This is a genomic window from Alkalihalobacillus sp. MEB130 (genome assembly GCF_032335535.1).
GTDB lineage: Bacteria > Bacillota > Bacilli > Bacillales > Bacillaceae_D > Halalkalibacter.
This window is the reverse complement of record NZ_JAOANA010000001.1, coordinates 182962-200983: the sequence shown is the minus strand read 5'-3', so window position 1 is coordinate 200983 and position 18022 is coordinate 182962. Positions and strand designations below refer to the sequence as shown.

Here is an 18022-nt window from a genome sequence, read left to right as displayed (position 1 = left end):
ATCATCGGTACGTTTTATTATACATACTCTAGTGAGGTGAGAATGATGAAAATCAATCCATATCAATCCATACAACAGAACCCATACCGTAAACAAATAGAGAAGAGCGAAAAAGCAGCAACCGTTTCTTCTAAACAAGATAAGCTTGAAATTTCTTCTGAAGCGTTGCAAATGCAAAAAGGTACGAAGATGGAGCAAGAACGAGCAGAAAAAGTGAACGCATTAAAGAAACAAATTGAAGCTGGTGAATACAAAGTTGACTCAAAAGCTGTGGCCAATAAGTTTTATGAGTTTTGGAATCAGTAAGAAGAAGGAGGGAATGGCATGTCTGCAAAAGCAATTGCTCAGTTAATGGAACGTTTGATTGAGATTCATGAAGGGTTAATCGATCTTGCTGTAAAAAAGGTTGAACCTATTAAAAAAGGCGATATGCCAGTCCTAGAAAAATTGATTCGAGAAGAGTCCAAGCTAGCTCGGCAGCTTCAAACAACAGAAATGCTTCGTGCGAAAGTCGTACGAACATTTTTGCTTGAAAAGGGAGAGGCAAAAGAAGGCGCAACGTTGTCGGATGTAAAAAAACATGTAGAAGAAGCGGAGCAAACAAAATTCGATGAATTGCAAAAAATCTTGATTACTCATGTGATCAAATTAAAGCAACAAAATGAATTGAATCAAGCATTAATTGAAGAATCGTTGCGGTTTGTAAACCTTTCCCTAGACTTAATGATTCCGCATAAAGAAGATATAAGCTATAACCCAAAAGATAGAGACGATCAGCCGATGGAAGGCGGGCACTCGCTCTTTGACTCAAAAGCGTAGGAGAAACCGGAGGAAGAATATATGCAATCAACATTTCACGGATTAGAAACAGCAAGACGAGCGATGATGACCCAGCAATCTGCATTGCATACGACAGGGCATAACATTGCGAATGCCAATACACCTGGCTATACAAGACAACGTGTGAACTTTACTCAAACAGAACCATATCCGTCGATTGGATTAAATGCGCCGCGTCTTCCAGGTCATCTCGGTACAGGGGTGGCAGCGGGATCGATTCAGCGTGTGCGAGAGTCATTCCTTGATGTTCAATATCGAAATGAAAACAACAAAGTAGGATATTGGGATGCGCGCTACAATGCATTAGAAAAAATGGAAGATATCTTAAATGAACCATCTGAGCAAGGGTTAAGTAGACAAATTGATATGCTTTGGACGGCTTTTCAAGATTTATCGGTTGATCCAGAGGACTCAGGTGCAAGATCAGTTGTTCGCCAACGTGCAGTCGCAGTAGCTGAAACGTTTACCTTTTTGCACTCTTCATTAACGACGATTCAAAGTGACTATCAAAATGAAATCGAAGTAACGAAAGACGAAGCGAATGCCATTTTGCGTCAATTAGAAAATATTAATGCTCAAATTAGAGAAACCGAGCCACATGGCTATGTGACGAATGATTTGTATGATGAACAAGATCGTCTTTTGGATCAATTATCTCGCATTATGAATATTAAGGTTGAACGAGAAAAAAGTGGAGGAAACCCTAACCCAGCAGCTGAGGGTGCGGTTACGGTTTTATTAGTAAATGATCAAGGACAACCTATTGAAAATATGAAACTAGTTGATGCGAAAGGGCTAGAAGAGAGAAAAGAGTTTTCAATTAGTTATGATGACAATCAAATGGTGAATGGCTTTACACTTCGATTAGCTGCTGAACCGAATACGCCTGTAGGTACCATTGAGTTGGACAGCATGCCTCGAGGAGAACTGAAAGCCTTAATTGAAGCATATGGATTTGTTTCAAATGACGGTATCGTAAAAGGTCTGTATCCGGATATGTTAAATAATTTAGATCAGTTGGCGTATGTGTTTATGTCAGAATTGAACGCTGTGCACAGTGAAGGATATACACTTGCTTCTGGCAACCAAGCAGCTAGACAAGGTGTGCTGTTATTTGATCTAGGAACTACAGGTCCTAACGGCGAAGGTGCAGCTAGCCAAGTGAAGGTTCATGCTGACATTCTTGCTAGTTTAAACAATATTGCAGCAGCAAGTGGAACAGATGGAGTTTTTGCAGGCGATGGATCAAATGCCAGAACGTTAGCAAATGTGAAAGATCGTATCTTAACGTTTAATGGAGATAACGGAACGGTAAGTAGTTTCTACCAAGGCATTATTGGTCAAATGGCGGTAGATACATCAGAAGCGATGAGAATGCACAGCAGCAACCTAGCGCTACGCGAAAGTGTAGATTATCGTAGAAGTTCCGTTAGTAACGTTTCACTGGATGAAGAAATGACAATGTTAATTCAATTTCAACATGCGTATAATGCAGCGGCAAGAAATATAACAATGGTCGATGAAATGCTAGACCGCATTATTAACGGGATGGGTGTAGTCGGCAGGTAAGGATAGGTGACAAACATGCGAGTGACACAAATGATGCTTTCTCAAAGCTCATTGCGACATATTAATCAGGGGTATGATCGCTTAGGAAAAATTCAAGACCAACTAGCAAGTGGAAAAAAAATTACCCGTGCTTCGCAAGATCCAGTTGTAGCGATGAAAGGGATGCGCTACCGCTCTCAAGTAACAGAGGTCGAGCAGTTCAAACGGAATTTAGCTGAAGCTTATAACTGGATGGATACGACTGACTCAGCCCTTGATCAAGGGACACAAGCGCTTGCTCGAATTCGAGAGCTTGCTACACAAGCAGCGAATGATTCATACACACCTGAAGAGCGTGCCAATATGGCTAAAGAGGTTGCCCAATTACGTGAGCACTTGGAATCGATAGCAAACTCAAAAAATAGCAATAAATATATCTTTAACGGAATGAATACAACAACAGCTCCTGTTGAAAATGGAGTCGTGACAACAAATGCGCAACCTGTGGAAATTGAGTTGATGAAAGGTGTTTCTGTTCAAGTAAATGTGAACCCGCAAAACGTCTTCTCAAATGAATTGTTCACGGACATTCAAGCTCTTGAAGCTGCATTGCAAAATGAAGCGATGACAGGGAATGAACTCACTGGTTTCATTGATACGATGTTTGGCCATATAAACAATTTCGTTGCTGAGAGAGCCGAGCTTGGTGCAAGAGTCAATCGTGTACAAATGATGGAAAGCCGTCTTATGGAACAAGAAGTGATTGCGAAGAGAATTATGTCTAATAATGAAGATGCAGAGATGGAACAAGTGATCATTGATTTGATGACTCAAGAAAGTGTACACCGAGCAGCTTTATCTGCTGGGGCGAGAATTATTCAGCCTACACTTATGGACTTTTTAAGATAGTAAGGTAGAAAGGGGCAGAGTCATATGCAGCTACCTTCCATACAAATTCACCAGACAGAAGCGCTAATTGGACTCCGCTCTCAACGCCCAGGCCTGCAAATAAGGCAAGAAAGTCCTGACATGAAGATTCATCAAAACCATCATGGCCTTATTGAAATTAGCCAAACTGCTTCAAAAATGCACATTGATCAAACAGAGGCTTTTGCAGATGCAAATCTAGTCCCAACTCTAAGACAGAATAAGGAATATCTGGAAAGTGGAAAGAGCAAAGTGGCTCAGTTTATTGCCCGAACCGCTCAACAAGGCGATCAAATGATGCGGATTGAAAATGGAACAGGTGCGTTAGCGCGAATCTCAAAGGTGAATAGTGAAAGACCTGAAAAACAAGCAACACTTGGCTATATGCCAAAGTCAATGGACCGGGTGAACATTACGTTTCAACCGAGCCAGGTGACAACAAGGGCCAACGTTCAGCCTGTTACAGTGACCGTTCAGCAAAAGGACCCCTACATCGACATTCCGAAATGGCAAACGGAAACTTATATCAGGCAGAAAAACCATATTTCCTTTCAAGCTGTTGGAGGGAATGTAAATCTGGGATTATAAAAAGTCGCTGATGCGACTTTTTTTCTTATTTTCCGAGAAATAATTTCCACCTTTCCCGGGAAATCGACAATGGTTTTCTGGGGAAATGACATAAAATAGGAAGAGGGAACAAAACCGCTTTACATTTGTTCTGCTTCGACATAAACTGATGGAGAGACGACTATTACTCGTTCTCAAAATAAGGAGGTGGCTTTTGATGGAGCAAGAAATATTAACGCTTTTGCAACAGATGAATGTGAAGATGGACAAGCAATTTGAAAGGGTGCATGAACGTTTAGACAAGGTGGAAATGCGCTTAGACAAGATAGAGGATCGTTTAGACAAGATAGAAGTACGCCTAGATAAAGTAGAAACTCGTCTTGATCAACATGAACGCTTACTAGACTCCATTATTAAGATGACAGCTCAAAATTCAGAAGACATCACAACACTCCGAGAAGAAACAATTGAACGCATTGACAAACTAGAACTCTCCTACTACAAAATGACGGCTGACATTAACCTCCTATTTCAAGAAACCCAACAGAACAAACGAGATATTGCCCATTTGAAAAGCTTATAATGTTTATTTCCCCACGAAGAGTTTCTGTTTGTGGGGATTGTTTTTGTTTGAAGAGAAAAAGGGGTCATTTTGGGTTTCGTGATATCGTTATGATACAATAAAAACAGTATAGTCTAGATGGATAAGGTGAGTGGAACATGAAACTAGAGACGAAATATCAAGGGCATATAGAAGTAGATGAAAAAACAGTGTTAATGTTTGAAAAAGGCATTCCAGCATTTGAAACGGAAACTTCTTTTGTTCTTCTGCCATTAGAAGAAGGGACGCCGTTTTTGGTGCTTCAATCAACAAAAACACCAGAGGTAGCTTTTATCGTTATTAATCCATTTGAATTTGTGCCTGGCTATGAAGTGAAATTACCTGATTCGACGATTGAGGCGCTAGAGATTGAAAAACCTGAAGATGTTGCTACTTTTGTCATGCTTACGGTAAAAGAGCCATTCAATGACACGACAGCCAACTTACAAGCACCTGTTATTATTAATGCCAATAAGCAAAAAGGAAAGCAATTATTAATGAGCAACAGCCCGTATGAAACAAAGCATGCGATTTTTAAAGAAACGGTGACCACAAAGGGGGAGAAGTAAGATGCTAGTTCTCTCTAGAAAGATACAAGAAGCCATACAAATCGGTGACGACATTGAACTAAAGATTATCTCAATTGAAGGAGACCAAGTCAAGATTGGGATTGACGCACCGAAACATGTTGAGATTCACCGTAAAGAAGTGTATTTGGCGATACAAGAAGAAAACAGTGCGGCAGCGAAAACCGTATCTGTTGATGTTTTAAAAGGATTTGTTCAGACTAAAAAATAAAATGTGTAATATAACTAGGTACTCCGTTTTTTCGGTGTAGCTAGTTTTTTTTATTTCATAAATTGAAACGAAAAGGAGACTCTACAAGTTGAACTAGCTAAAAAAGAGGTGTTTATATTGTCCTTGTTTGAACATCACCAATTAAAAGAGGAAAACGGAGAACTTGTTGCCTACCTCTATGTAGCCTCGTCTTCTACGGAGTTTGCCAAAGAGCTTGGCCAAAGAAACGAACAACACTATTCCGAATTACAGACGGAAGCAGAGCGCTATGTTTCAGCACATGCTTTGTTTAGAGTGAAGACGGTTAAAGTAGTCGTAGGGTCTTTTATTATTGTCACGTTTTTGCTTTCTGATCTAAATGATAATGTGAAAGCTTCAACGTCTCAAGCTACCATTGCTTCAAGCCAAATTGAAAGTTTTCCAACTTTATTTATAAATGGTCAGCAAATCACACGATTACAACAGCCTCCTATTTTAATGAATAAAACCATTTACGTTCCATTGCGGGAAATCACAGAAACACTTGGTGGGGGGATATGGAGAGATACAAGAACGAATACAACCGGTATTGAAATCAATGGAACAACGATATCTTTCGTCGTTGGTTCCAATACAGCTCAAGTAAATGGCAGATCCGTACCGATGACAAATTCCATTATATTAAATAGTCGAACGATGATTCCGGTTAGATTTTTAGGGGATAGCTTAGGAATGACAGTCGAACGAGATGCACGAGCAAATACTGTTGGACTGTCACAAAGAGCACAATCGGTTCAAACTACTTCGTACACAGTTGTAGCTGGAGACACATTATCAAGAATTGCTAGCCGGTTTAATACGACAGTAGCAGCCCTGCGCCAAGCCAACCATTTATCATCAGATCTAATTTTTGTTGGACAAGTGTTAACGATTAGTGGCTCTGCTACCACTCCAACGGCTAATACACCACCGTCAAGTAACCCAACTACTTATACGGTTGTAGCTGGAGATAGTCTTTTCGCAATCGCGAATCGATTTCAAACGACGGTACAGGCTTTGCGAGAAGCCAACCATTTACCTTCAGATATGATTCATATTGGACAAGTGTTAACAATCCCAAGCACATCAGGTACTTCTTCCCCTACCCAAAACCAAACGGTAACAAGAACCGAAACGACGCATACAGTACGTTCTGGGGATACAATGTGGGGACTTAGTCTGCAATATGGAGTTCCTTTTAATGAGTTGTTAACTTTTAATAATATGACAGATCGTAGTACGTTAAGGGTTGGTCAAACCATTAGGGTTCCGGTCTTTCATGTCCCAGTGAGACCTGTGGTTAGTGCTCGTCACGGAGAACTGCTTGATTGGTGGACAGAGGCTAGATATGTGTATTCAACAGGGAAAATTGCAACCATTACAGATTTTGACACAGGAAGAACGTTTCAAGTGAGACATACTATGGGTGGTAACCATGCTGATAGCGAGCCATTGACGGCAAGAGACACGCAAACCATTAGGGAAATTTGGGGAGGAAGTTTTAACTGGACACCTCGAGCAATTATCGTTGAAGTTGATGGAAGACGACTAGCGGCCGCGATGCACTCAATGCCACATGGAGACCAGGTGATTCGCGATAATAATTACAACGGCCATTTTTGTATTCATTTTTTAAATAGCCAACGTCATAGTGATGGACTAATACAGGATACGATGCAGGCGCAAGTGAGGAGAGCGGCTGGAAGGTAGAGATGGACGAAGGAGTTCTTTTAGCTTGCGTCATAAAGGATAAACTGCGGCAGAAACCTTAAACCCGGGGGACGGTTCTTCGTGAAGCGCTGATGAAGGACAAAGTAAGGGAGAAACGTAAGTAGAACGTCCTTCACCAAGCCGATGAAGGACGAATAGAGGCGAATCGTAAAGGAAAAGTCCTTCATAAGGTTGATGAAGGACAAATCAAGGAAGTAACCAAAAGGAAACGTCCTTCATAAGGCTGATGAGGGACAATTGAAGGCAGAAACCTAAAGAGAAAGTCCTTCATAATACTGTTGAAAAAACGTACCGCATTGGTTTAATCCAATGCGGCTTTTTTAATAAAGGCCCTCATTTATTCTCTCATGTCATAGAGACAGTTAAATATAATAATGTAAAATCTCTCTGTATAATCTATGATAAATATGTAGAATTGTGTAAAATAGACTAAGAGAGAAAACATTTAAACGATACTAGCAAACTTGGACGCAAAGCCACGGGCCTAAGGAAAAGACTATGGTAGCCGGGTTGCCGAAAAAACTGATAGGTGTATATCTGTTTTGAGGTATTCGCCTATCAGTTTTTTTAAAGGGTATAAAAGAGAAGGAGCTTGTCTTATGAGAATGATCCACATCGAAGAATACAATCAACATACTATGCAACTAGCTAAGCCGATTTTTGACTCAAAGCGAAGAGTGTTGCTAGGAGCAGGAACGATCATCCATCCGAAGTATCATGCGAAGTTAGTGGAGATTGGTGTCAAATACTTATTTATAGAAGACGCAAAATCACATGGGATCTCACTAGAAGAAATGATGGATATGCCAACTTGGTTGGATATCATAGCAGTTACAGAAACAGCGTATCAAGCTTCAAAAGCGAATCAGTCTTTGCCACTTATCCCCATTCAACAAGCAGTGAAAAAATTAATTGAAGAAGTCAAAAAGCGTAATGCGATTATGCTTATTCCGACTACGGCGGTGGATCAAGGACTAGCCTTATATGCGCATGTGGTGAACGTTACGTTAATTGCTTTGCAGATAGGGAAAAAGCTACGTTATACATATAGCCAGCTTAATGATTTAGGAGTAGGATGCTTGCTGCATGACATTGGCAAAACAAGGACTACAAACAAAGAGGATCATCCGCAAGTCGGGTTTGACATCATAAGAGCGAACCGTGAAATTAGTTTGGTGTCAGCTCATATTGCTTATCAGCATCATGAAACATTCGATGGAAAAGGATATCCGCGCAAGCTTTCGGACAATCAAATTTTGGAATTTGCACAAATATGCACGGTTGCAAATGATTATGATCATATGATCTCAAAAGAAGGATACCTGCCACACGAAGCGATTGAACAAATTATGGCGTTATCTGAAACGACGTATAGTTACCGAGTTGTTCTCGCTTTTAGTCAAGCCATTATTAGTTACCCGCCAGGCACTCAGGTTCAGTTGAATATAGGAAGCAAAGGAAAAGGCATTGTAACAAGAATTCAATCCAATCCACATCGGCCGATTGTTCGTCTGCTAGAAGTGAATAAAGAAATAAACTTGAGTGATCAGCCTACTATAATTGTGGAGAGTATAATAAGAGAAAAGAATTGATTAATGAGAAGAGAAAGGGAGCTTACACACAAGAAGTAGCAACCTTTCTCTTTTTCCTTATGACTAACTTTTTCCCTATATGTACAGTGTAAATACAACTAATGTATAATATTGTTGTATATTGTGTAAAAAAGTCGAAAATTGTAGAATTGATTATAAGACTATTAAGATAGTATTCATTAAATTAACTCGGGGGACAACCATGAAAACGTTTAATAACATGAAAATGGCAACAAAGATTAACGTGTTAGTTTTAACGATTCTATTCATTTTTGCTATAGTGATTGGAATCGTCGTACAGCATCTAGTCGCAGATGGGGTAAAAGATAGTGCGGTTGAAAAAGCTCGTTCAGATATGTATTTGTCTTTTAAGGCTATTGACCAACGCTATCCTGGAGAGTGGGAAATCAAAGATGGTTCCCTTTATAAAGGAGAGACACAAGTCAATGATAATTTTGAGATGGTCGATTATATCGCAGAAATGACGGGTGGGACGGTCACAATTTTTCAAGATGATACTCGTGTCACTACGAACGTATTAGTAGATGGACAGCGGGCGATTGGGACACAAGCGTCAGATATGATCATCGAGCATGTTTTGCAAAATGGACATAACTACTTTGGGGAAGCGAATGTAGCTGGTGTTATGAGTCAGACGGCTTATCAACCTATTAAAGATGCTAGTGGTACTACAATCGGAATGTGGTTTGTCGGAGTGTCTCAGCACTTTATTGATGAGACCATATCTAAAATTTTGACGGGACTTATCGTCGTACTTGTCATTGGTGTGGCAATTGCAGTTGTAGTTGTCCTTTTATTTGCAAATCAAATTAGAAAGCGGTTGGCAAACGTTGGACAAGCTCTAGCGATGGCTGGAAACGGAGACTTTACAACAAACGTAAACGATCGTTCTAAAGATGAAATTGGACAGCTAGCTCAAAACTATCAATCGATGAAAGAAAATTTATCATTGCTCATTAAGGAAGTAATCGAAACGTCTGAGCAAGTGGCAGCCTCTTCTGAACAATTATCAGCAGGAGCAGAAGAAACGAGTCGAGCTACCGATCAAATTTCAGAATCGATTCAATCTGTTGCGTCTGGTTCTGAAAATCAAGTGATGACAACCGGTCAAGCCAATTCAGCAGCTTCTGGAATATCAGGAAATATGAAGCAAATTACGAGTCATGTAAAAACCGTAACAGATTCAGCTCAACTGACAAAAGAAAAGGCCGAAGAAGGGGCTAAAGTGATTCACCAATCAATTGTCCAAATGGAGCTTATTCAACAAAAAACAGAAGAAATTTCAAAAGTGGTTGAACAACTAGGCAACAAATCTAATGAAATAGGAAACATCGTCACACTTATTACAGCTGTAGCCGAGCAAACGAACTTACTAGCCTTAAATGCTGCGATTGAAGCAGCGAGAGCGGGAGAACACGGAAAGGGCTTTGCTGTTGTTGCAGACGAAGTTCGAAAGCTAGCTGAACAATCTAGTCATTCTGCAGGACAAATTCGCGTTCTCATTCAAGATATTCAAACAGAAATTAAACAATCTGTTCTCTCCATGGACGAAGCCAAACATGCTGTCGGTGAGGGAGAGCAATCTGTTCAAAGAGCAGGTACTGAATTTGAAGGCATTTCTGAATCGGTTCAGCAAGTTACCTCACAAATTCAAGAAGTATCAACAGCCGTTAATCAAATTACAAAACAAATGGCCTCGATGGTATCATTCATCGATGAAGCTACCAACTTAGCCGAAGAATCTTCGTCTTATACTCAAGAAGTAGCGGCCGCTGCCGAAGAACAAAATGCAACGATGGAAGAAGTAGCATCCGCTGCGACAACCTTATCGGAAATGGCAGAAGGGTTACAAGAATCTGTGAAGAAGTTTAAGGTGTAAATAAATATAGCAAGAAACCCGAATCGCAATTAGATTCGGGTTTTCCTTGTACATAAAAATGCCCTTAGTATTAATACTTAAGGGCATTTCATATTTATTATACAGTAAACTTCTTAACCGTCGTTTGTAGTTCTTCGGCCATTTTAGAAAGCATTTCAGCTGATGCAGAGATTTCTTGCATCGTTGCTGTTTGCTCTTCGGCTGAGGCAGCGACATTTTGAGAGAAAGAAGACGCATTCTCAGCGATTTGCGCTGCTTCTCCGATCGATTCATTCATTGAGACAGCCGACATCGCAATTTGTTGAAGAGCAATCGATACTTCCTCAATTTGGCTGGAAATATCATTGATGGATTGAGAAATGTCTTTAAACTCGGTTCCTGCTTCCTCGGCGTACACAAGACCTTCTTTTACCGTTGCGCTGCCTTCGTTCATCGAAGTAACCGACAGTTTGATATCACTTTGAATATCTTTAATTAACGTGCTAATTTGATGAGCAGACGTATTGGACTGCTCTGCTAATTTACGAACCTCATCGGCTACAACGGCAAACCCTTTACCGTGTTCCCCAGCGCGTGCAGCTTCAATTGCTGCATTTAACGCTAATAAGTTCGTTTGATCTGATACAGCCGTAATAAGGGAGATAATGTTGCCAATTTCATTAGATTTTTCCTCTAAGCTAGAAATTACTTTTGACGTTTGACTTGATTTCTCGTTGATAACGTTCATTTGGCTAACAGTTTTCTCCACAACTGCTAAGCCGTTGTTAGACTTTTGTTGAGCTGTTGTTGTCGCATCTGAAACAGCAAAAATATTGTTCGCCATTTTTTCTACACCGTCTGAAATTTGACTCGACATTTCATTGGCCGTTGTTGTGCTTTCTACTTGTTTCTCAGAACCAGATGCGACAGATTGAATTGACTCGGTAATTTGATCTGTTGCTCTAGCAGATTCATTGGCACTTGCGTTTAGTTGCTCAGAAGAAGCGGCAACTTGTTCAGCATTGGATTGAATGCTTGAGATCATTTCACGCAGGTTATCTGTCATTTGATTAAACGCTTGATTTAACTCATAAACTTCATCTCGACTTTTCACCGTTGTACGTTCAGTCGTTAGGTTACCAGCAGCGACTTGCTTGGCAGAATCGCTAAGTTTACGGATTGGATTTGATATGATAGTGGATACGATCACGCCGCTTGCGATGGCAATGATGAATGCAACCCCACTCACGATAACAAGTAAAACAACGGTCGCCTGGGCTGCTTGACTAGTTGCCGCTTGCTGTTCTTCTAAGTATTCATGTAGCCAAGAACTTAATGACTCTGACGCTTCACGCATTTCCTGACTAATAGGTACTACGTTTTCATTAGCCATTCTAATGCCGTGATCGGGTGTAGAGCGGAAAACATTAATGGCTCTTTCAGTCTCACTAATGAAAATATTATTCAATGTCGCGAGTCGGTCAAATCGCTCATACGTTTCTTCGCGAACAGCCATTTCCTTTGCTTCGTTAATTAATGCAGTGACTTCATTATTCTGAGTTCGTAAACTATCTGCAAACGTTTCGTCTTCATATAAAAGATAACCTCTAAGGTCACTCGTCTGATTGCTAATTAATGTATCAATGCTCTGGCTAATCGAACGTAATTCAGCGACGTTGTCTACTAAAAATGTGTATGACTCATTGGTTGCTTTTAAGTTCACATAAGAAACAACGCTAGCAACACCAAACAAAATGGCTACTACTAGAAAACTACTAATCAATTTCTTTTTAATCGTAAGCTGCATAAAACGAGATGGATTTTTGCCTTTAGTTTGCTTCTTTTCTTTTTTCTCTTTCGATTTTTCAGATCTTCGAATGCCCATATCTTTCCTCCGTGATTTTTTTATGTAATGTTTATTTCCCCCAACAAAAACTCAATCTAGTAATAAAAATGCCGACATGTCTCCTGTTTCACCAATCGAAATCGGAACAGAAAACCCTTTCTCAAAACCTGAAAGTTCAGCATTTCCCTTCATTATCATAGGAGACGTAATGTCTGTTATTACTTCATATTCCGCAATAATCGTAGAAAAGCTACCTGCTATCATGTTTCCTAATTCACCGATAAAAGAGTCTAGCATCTCTCCTTCTAAAGGCATCCCAAACATCGATTGGCCAATGGAAGAAAAGATAGGCGTTTCCCCAGCTAAAATCAATTTTCCGTTTAAATCTCCCGTAATGCCAATCAATACACCTAGTTTAATATCGATCGACTGATCATTAATTTGGTGGTTGTGGCCTTGAATCGTAAGTGGTACAACATTTTTTATCGAGGTCACAATCCCGCATAATAAATTTGAAATCGTTTCGCTGCTTAATTCTGTTTTCGTTAGCATATGTGTCAGATCTCCTTTTTGAATACGTCAAACGAAACTAATAAAAATGACTATCCCTTTGCATAGAGATAGCCAAATAGAATCATTGTTTTACAACATCATTGGTAACCAGGCGAACATAGTACGAATCATACCTTAGTCCCTTAGCTTTGCGTCCTAGTCTTTCGAATAGTTTGCCTTTACTTAAATATGAAACTTTATGCTCATAATCATATACTGAAAATTACCTAATTTCAACAAGTTTCATCAAAAGTTGCTATAAATATATGGGCCGTAATCCTAGTCAAACTGGTAATTTGGCAAGATTAACACTTCCACTCGACGATTTTTGCTTCGCCCTTCATCTGTATCATTTGACGCAACAGGCTGATACTCTCCGTACCCAGTTGCACTCAAGTTTTGAGGATCCAAATTCTCACTATCTATTAAGATTTTCATGAAATTAAGCGCTCGTTGTGCACTTAAATCCCAATTTGAGCGGAAGTTGGCATTGTGAATCGGAACATCATCCGTATGTCCAGCTACGACAATTTTTCTTGGCGGATCAGATGCGAGAAGTTCAGAGACTTTTCCGGCTAATCGTACAGCATCTGCACGAACGTCTGCACTTCCAGAATGAAAGAGAGCATTATCCAAGATCGTTAATAACAGCCCGTCATCAGAGATCGATGTTTGAAGATCCCCCTCGAGATCTTGATCAGTAATATATTGATCAATTTCTTGCTTGAGTGACATCAAATCATATTTTTCCTGTGTGATCACATCAGTTGGTTCATCCTGTGTTTCTTTTGCATCAGGAAGAGGAGAAGGATTGGGATGCTCCAAAATTCCAGATCCTCCTTGAAAATTCTCATTAAACACCGTCATCAATTGCTGGTACTTCTCAGCATCAACCGAACTAACGGCAAACAACACAATAAAAAGAGCAAGCAGCAACGTTAGCATATCAGCATACGGAATTAACCAAGATTCATCGACATGTTCTTCATGATGGTGCTTCCTCTTCCTAGCCATTGACATTCTCTCCTTGAGCAGAAGCAGTAGTATCTAACTTATCGCGCTCGGAATGAGGGACATAAACCATAAGCTTTTCGCTAATTGCACGTGGAGGAACACCTGCTTGCACAGATAACACACCTTCAATCATAATGCTCTTAATCATAATCTCCTGCTTTGATTTTCTCTTCAATTTATTAGCAAAAGGGTGCCAAAGTACATATCCACAAAAAATTCCAAACAACGTCGCAACAAACGCCGCGGCGATTGCATAACCAAGTGCATCAATATCATTCAAATCCCCAAGTGCCGCAATTAAACCTAGTACTGCTCCTAGCACCCCAAGTGTCGGTGCGTATGTACCCGCTTGAGTAAAAATAAGAGCTCCTGAAGCGTGTCTATCCTCAATTGCTGACAGCTCTTCTTCCATTGTATCGCGAATAAAATCCGGCTCTTGTCCATCGACAAGCATTTTTAAGCCTTGTTTTAAAAAAGGATCTTCAATTGAATCTAATTCCTGCTCCAAAGCCAAGATGCCTTCTTGACGAGCAAGGGTACTGTACTTTGTAAATAATGGGATGATCTCAGTAAGACTACTTGTTTTCTGATCTTTAAATAGAACTCCGAACAGTTTTGGAATCCTTTTTACTTCGCTACCAGGAAAGCCAATTAAGATGGTGGCAGCGGTTCCGGCAAAAATAATAATAATAGCAGCAGGGTTTAATAGAACGCTAAAACTAGTTCCTTTGAAAAATAGACCGAATAATACGGCCGCAACGCCTAAGATGAGTCCGATGATTGATGTTTTGTCCATGGGTGTCTCCTGTTCTGTAAACTAGTAGGTAATGAAGTTCTCAAATCTAACTGGCCAATTACACTCCTTTCTAAGCTTGTATATGAATTATATCGACAAAGCGGGAAGAATAATCAATAGAATTACATAAAAACTATGCCAATAGACCTATGCAAATTAGTTTTATTGGAAGGATGAAATAGATTGGATAAAAATTCTAGGAGAAATTTATTAAAAAAATATAAAAAAACACTAAACCTTTCAAAAGAGACTCCGATAATAGTAGTGTAAGGCAGTTACACTGTGGGACGGCCGCCCGCAATGTAGCTAACTTAACAAAATTATCTTTATCCAACCACAAGGACGTGGGCGGAGTAAATTCAAGGAGGAAATTTTAATGATTATTAATAATAACTTAAATGCAATGAATGCACACCGTCAAATGGGTATTAATGTAAATCAAAACGGAAATGCAATGGAGAAATTATCTTCAGGTCTTCGTATCAACCGTGCTGGTGACGATGCTGCTGGTTTAGCAATTTCTGAAAAAATGCGTGGACAGATTCGTGGTCTTGACCAAGCTTCACGTAACTCTCAAGATGGGATTTCACTAATTCAAACAGCTGAAGGCGCATTGAATGAAACACATGATATTCTTCAACGTATGCGTGAATTAGCAGTTCAATCTGCAAATGATACCAACACAGATGAAGATCGTAGTGAACTACAAGAAGAGTTTAACCAACTTGCAAGAGAAATTACACGTATAGCTGACAATACTGAGTTTAACACTCAAAACTTATTAAATGGAGATGGAGAGTTTACTTTCCATATTGGTGCTAATGAAGGTCAAAGTATTACTCTAAATATTGATGCTATGGACGCTACTACTTTAGCAGTTGCTACAGGAGAAGGTGAAGAGACTGAAGGAATTGATATTTCAACTCAAGCAGGAGCAGATGCTGCTATTACTTTAGTTAATACAGCTATTGAGACGGTATCTACTGAACGCTCTAAACTTGGGGCTGTTCAAAATCGCCTAGAGCATACAATTAAAAACCTTGATAATGCTTCAGAAAACCTACAAGCTGCTGAATCTCGTATTCGTGACGTTGATATGGCTAAAGAAATGATGGAGTTCACTAGAACAAACATCCTTAACCAAGCTTCTCAAGCGATGCTTGCTCAAGCTAACCAACAGCCACAAGCAGTATTACAATTACTTCGTTAATTTGTAGTAATAGATAAAGGAGATCCTATAGAGGGTCTCTTTTTTCTATTATTAAAAGAACATTTATCGTTTTAACCGTTTATTTGCTAAACATTCTCTTGAATTTACCGATAATAATAAAAAGCGTATAAGGGAGAGACTTCGATGGAAATTAACCTTGGGTTGCCTAATTCAACGGTATATGGTTTTCAAAAAAAGGAGATATCAGATTCATTGGAAATTAGCAGTACTGTAAAAGAACTTCCAGTACTTAAACATTCACTTAATATAAAAGATGTAAAAAATGAAATTGATAACTTTAATAAATACTTTGAAATATCAAATACGCAATTACAGTTTAGCCTTCATGAAGGATTAAATGAGTACTATGTAGCAATAGTTGATGGTAACACGAACGAGGTTATTAAAGAAATTCCTCCTAAGAAATTATTAGATATGCGTGCAGCAGTGAAAGAAACGATAGGCTTATTTATAGATAGAAAGATTTGAAAGTGGGTATAAAACATGAGAATTGGTGGAATCGCTTCGGGAATGGACACAGAGTCCATCGTAAGACAACTGATGCAAGTAGAAAGACAGCCATTAGATCGATTGTTCCAACAAAAGCAAACGCTTGAGTGGCAACGTGACGCTTATCGTGAAATGAATTTAAAGCTACGTTCTCTTGAACAATCAGCTTCATCGATCCGTTTACGAGCTGATTTAAATACGAGGCAAGCAACGTCTACAGTTCCGCAGATGTTTACGGCAACAGCAAACGCTAGTGTGCAAGCTGGGGAATATAAATTCAAAGTAGAACAAGTGGCGACTAGGACAAGAAATGTTAGTCAACAGTCGATTATTTCTGAAGGTAAAACGTTAAGTACCACAACTCGCTTAGATCAACAGGAAGTGGCTATTCCAGGAATTAGTGATCAACATGGAGCTACGTTTTCTATTAAGACATTTGACAGCACTGGTAATGAAAAGACTGTAACTGTTGAAATTGATACAACCAAGTCTATAAATGATAATCTAAAACAAATAACAGATTCAGATATCGGTGTAAGAGCTTATTTTGATAGTGCCTTTAATAGGGTTGTGTTCGAGCGGAAAGAAACAGGTGAGTTCTTAGATAAGGAACAAACACCATCAATGCAAATGATATTTGATGATCCTGATAATTTTTTAAGAGATGTGTTTAAGATTGAGCAGGTTAACGAATCGAGTGGAAAAAATGCCAAAGTAGAGTTTCAGAACCCTTTATTTGGAGAAACAATCACGAGAGATTCACGCTCAAATCGAATTACAATAGGTGGGATAACATTTAATGTAACGCAACCAACAAATAATGAGTTTAAAACGGTCAATGTTACTTCTAACACAGACGACGCTTTTAATAAAATAAAAGCTTTTGTCGATGCTTATAATGAGACAATTGCTGAGATTCAAGCACAGCTAAACGAACCAAAGCACCGGGGCTTTCCACCACTTACTGATGAGCAACGTCGTGAGTTAACAGAACGTGAAGCGGAAATGTGGGATGAAAAAGCAAAAAGTGGGTTGCTTCGTCGTGATCCTACCCTTTCCAATGTGCTAACGCAAATGAGAAATGATTTGTATACTCCTGTTCAAACAGCTGGTAAGTTTACTCAAATCTCTCAAATTGGAATTACAACAACAAGTAATTTCCGTGATGGTGGGCGGTTAGAAATAGATGAGGCTAAATTAAGAGCAGCTTTAGAAGACGACCCAGATGCTGTACATTCTTTATTAAATAATGCTGCTAATCCAGACTTAACAAGAATAAGAGTAGCTGATCGAACTCCGGAAGAGCGTCGTACTATTCAAAGTGAAACTGGTTTAATTGGACGTTTGCGTTCGACAATTAACGCTTCAATTAACCAGATTACGAGTCGAGCTGGAAATGAAAATCGAACGAATCAACAGTTTACTATAGGAAGAGAATTAACAAATATTGATACAAGAATGAGCGCATTTGAAAGACGATTAATCGATATTGAAAACCGTCACTGGGCCCAATTTACTCGTATGGAGAGAGTTTTAAATGAATCGCAGGCGCAAGGAAATGCTCTTATGAGCCAACTATTTGGTGGAATGTAA

At 39.4% G+C, this 18022-nt stretch carries 18 protein-coding genes and 2 riboswitches; of the genes, 14 read left to right on the top strand and 4 right to left on the bottom strand.

All coding sequences use genetic code 11. From position 1 onward, the window contains the following. The first annotated feature begins 42 nt into the window (after nt 1-42). The 11 genes from flgM (at nt 43) to N0O92_RS00980 (ending at nt 10522) form a co-directional block, all read left to right on the top strand. A complete protein-coding gene (gene flgM, locus N0O92_RS01030; protein WP_315612740.1) occupies nt 43-306 on the top strand; it encodes a flagellar biosynthesis anti-sigma factor FlgM in 264 nt (87 codons plus the stop codon). Between the two features lie 18 nt (nt 307-324). Beyond that, entirely contained in the window at nt 325-819 is a 495-nt protein-coding gene (locus N0O92_RS01025) for a flagellar protein FlgN (RefSeq protein WP_315612739.1), read from the top strand. Nucleotides 820-840: 21 nt separating this feature from the next. Further along, on the top strand, nt 841-2409 hold the full coding sequence (gene flgK / locus N0O92_RS01020; RefSeq protein WP_315612738.1) for a flagellar hook-associated protein FlgK: 1569 nt from the start codon (nt 841-843) through the stop codon (nt 2407-2409). 15 nt (nt 2410-2424) lie between these two features. Beyond that, entirely contained in the window at nt 2425-3297 is an 873-nt protein-coding gene (gene flgL / locus N0O92_RS01015) for a flagellar hook-associated protein FlgL (protein WP_315612737.1), read from the top strand. A gap of 24 nt (nt 3298-3321) precedes the next feature. Continuing rightward, nucleotides 3322-3903, top strand: coding sequence for a DUF6470 family protein (locus N0O92_RS01010; RefSeq protein ID WP_315612736.1), 582 nt, complete (start codon nt 3322-3324; stop codon nt 3901-3903). 196 nt (nt 3904-4099) lie between these two features. After that, nucleotides 4100-4465 (top strand): hypothetical protein, encoded by a 366-nt coding sequence (locus N0O92_RS01005; RefSeq protein WP_315612735.1) that lies wholly within the window; start codon nt 4100-4102, stop codon nt 4463-4465. Nucleotides 4466-4602: 137 nt separating this feature from the next. Then, nucleotides 4603-5052 carry a flagellar assembly protein FliW gene (gene fliW / locus N0O92_RS01000; protein ID WP_315612734.1) on the top strand — a complete coding sequence of 150 codons (450 nt, stop codon included), beginning with the start codon at nt 4603-4605 and terminating at the stop codon, nt 5050-5052. 1 nt (nt 5053) lies between these two features. Beyond that, on the top strand, nt 5054-5281 hold the full coding sequence (gene csrA / locus N0O92_RS00995) for a carbon storage regulator CsrA (RefSeq protein WP_315612733.1): 228 nt from the start codon (nt 5054-5056) through the stop codon (nt 5279-5281). Nucleotides 5282-5398: 117 nt separating this feature from the next. Beyond that, entirely contained in the window at nt 5399-7009 is a 1611-nt protein-coding gene (locus tag N0O92_RS00990) for a LysM peptidoglycan-binding domain-containing protein (RefSeq protein WP_315612732.1), read from the top strand. A 468-nt stretch (nt 7010-7477) separates the two neighbouring features. Continuing rightward, nucleotides 7478-7548: riboswitch (cyclic di-GMP riboswitch) on the top strand. 81 nt (nt 7549-7629) lie between these two features. Further along, entirely contained in the window at nt 7630-8622 is a 993-nt protein-coding gene (locus tag N0O92_RS00985; RefSeq protein ID WP_315612731.1) for an HD-GYP domain-containing protein, read from the top strand. A 202-nt stretch (nt 8623-8824) separates the two neighbouring features. Further along, nucleotides 8825-10522 carry a methyl-accepting chemotaxis protein gene (locus N0O92_RS00980; protein WP_315612730.1) on the top strand — a complete coding sequence of 566 codons (1698 nt, stop codon included), beginning with the start codon at nt 8825-8827 and terminating at the stop codon, nt 10520-10522. A 97-nt stretch (nt 10523-10619) separates the two neighbouring features. Here the strand turns inward: N0O92_RS00980 and N0O92_RS00975 are convergent, their stop codons facing one another. From N0O92_RS00975 to motA, 4 genes are all read right to left on the bottom strand, one after another. Then, nucleotides 10620-12386: a methyl-accepting chemotaxis protein gene (locus tag N0O92_RS00975; protein WP_315612729.1), complete on the bottom strand. Its 1767-nt coding sequence runs from the start codon at nt 12384-12386 to the stop codon at nt 10620-10622. A gap of 51 nt (nt 12387-12437) precedes the next feature. After that, nucleotides 12438-12899 (bottom strand): chemotaxis protein CheX, encoded by a 462-nt coding sequence (locus tag N0O92_RS00970; protein ID WP_315612728.1) that lies wholly within the window; start codon nt 12897-12899, stop codon nt 12438-12440. 100 nt (nt 12900-12999) lie between these two features. Beyond that, nucleotides 13000-13087: riboswitch (cyclic di-GMP riboswitch) on the bottom strand. A gap of 91 nt (nt 13088-13178) precedes the next feature. Then, the gene (gene motB, locus N0O92_RS00965) at nt 13179-13913 is read right to left on the bottom strand and encodes a flagellar motor protein MotB (protein ID WP_315612727.1); all 735 of its coding nucleotides are present in this window, start codon (nt 13911-13913) and stop codon (nt 13179-13181) included. Next, nucleotides 13906-14709, bottom strand: a complete 804-nt coding sequence (motA, locus tag N0O92_RS00960; protein ID WP_315612726.1) for a flagellar motor stator protein MotA — start codon at nt 14707-14709, stop codon at nt 13906-13908. Before motA ends, motB begins: the two co-directional genes overlap by 8 nt. Before the next feature lie 376 nt (nt 14710-15085). Here motA and N0O92_RS00955 point away from each other — a divergent pair, with 376 nt between their 5' ends. From N0O92_RS00955 to fliD, 3 genes are all read left to right on the top strand, one after another. Next, nucleotides 15086-15919, top strand: a complete 834-nt coding sequence (locus N0O92_RS00955) for a flagellin N-terminal helical domain-containing protein (protein WP_315612725.1) — start codon at nt 15086-15088, stop codon at nt 15917-15919. 144 nt (nt 15920-16063) lie between these two features. Further along, nucleotides 16064-16408 (top strand): flagellar protein FlaG, encoded by a 345-nt coding sequence (flaG, locus tag N0O92_RS00950; protein WP_315612724.1) that lies wholly within the window; start codon nt 16064-16066, stop codon nt 16406-16408. A 15-nt stretch (nt 16409-16423) separates the two neighbouring features. Continuing rightward, nucleotides 16424-18022: a flagellar filament capping protein FliD gene (gene fliD / locus N0O92_RS00945; RefSeq protein ID WP_315612723.1), complete on the top strand. Its 1599-nt coding sequence runs from the start codon at nt 16424-16426 to the stop codon at nt 18020-18022.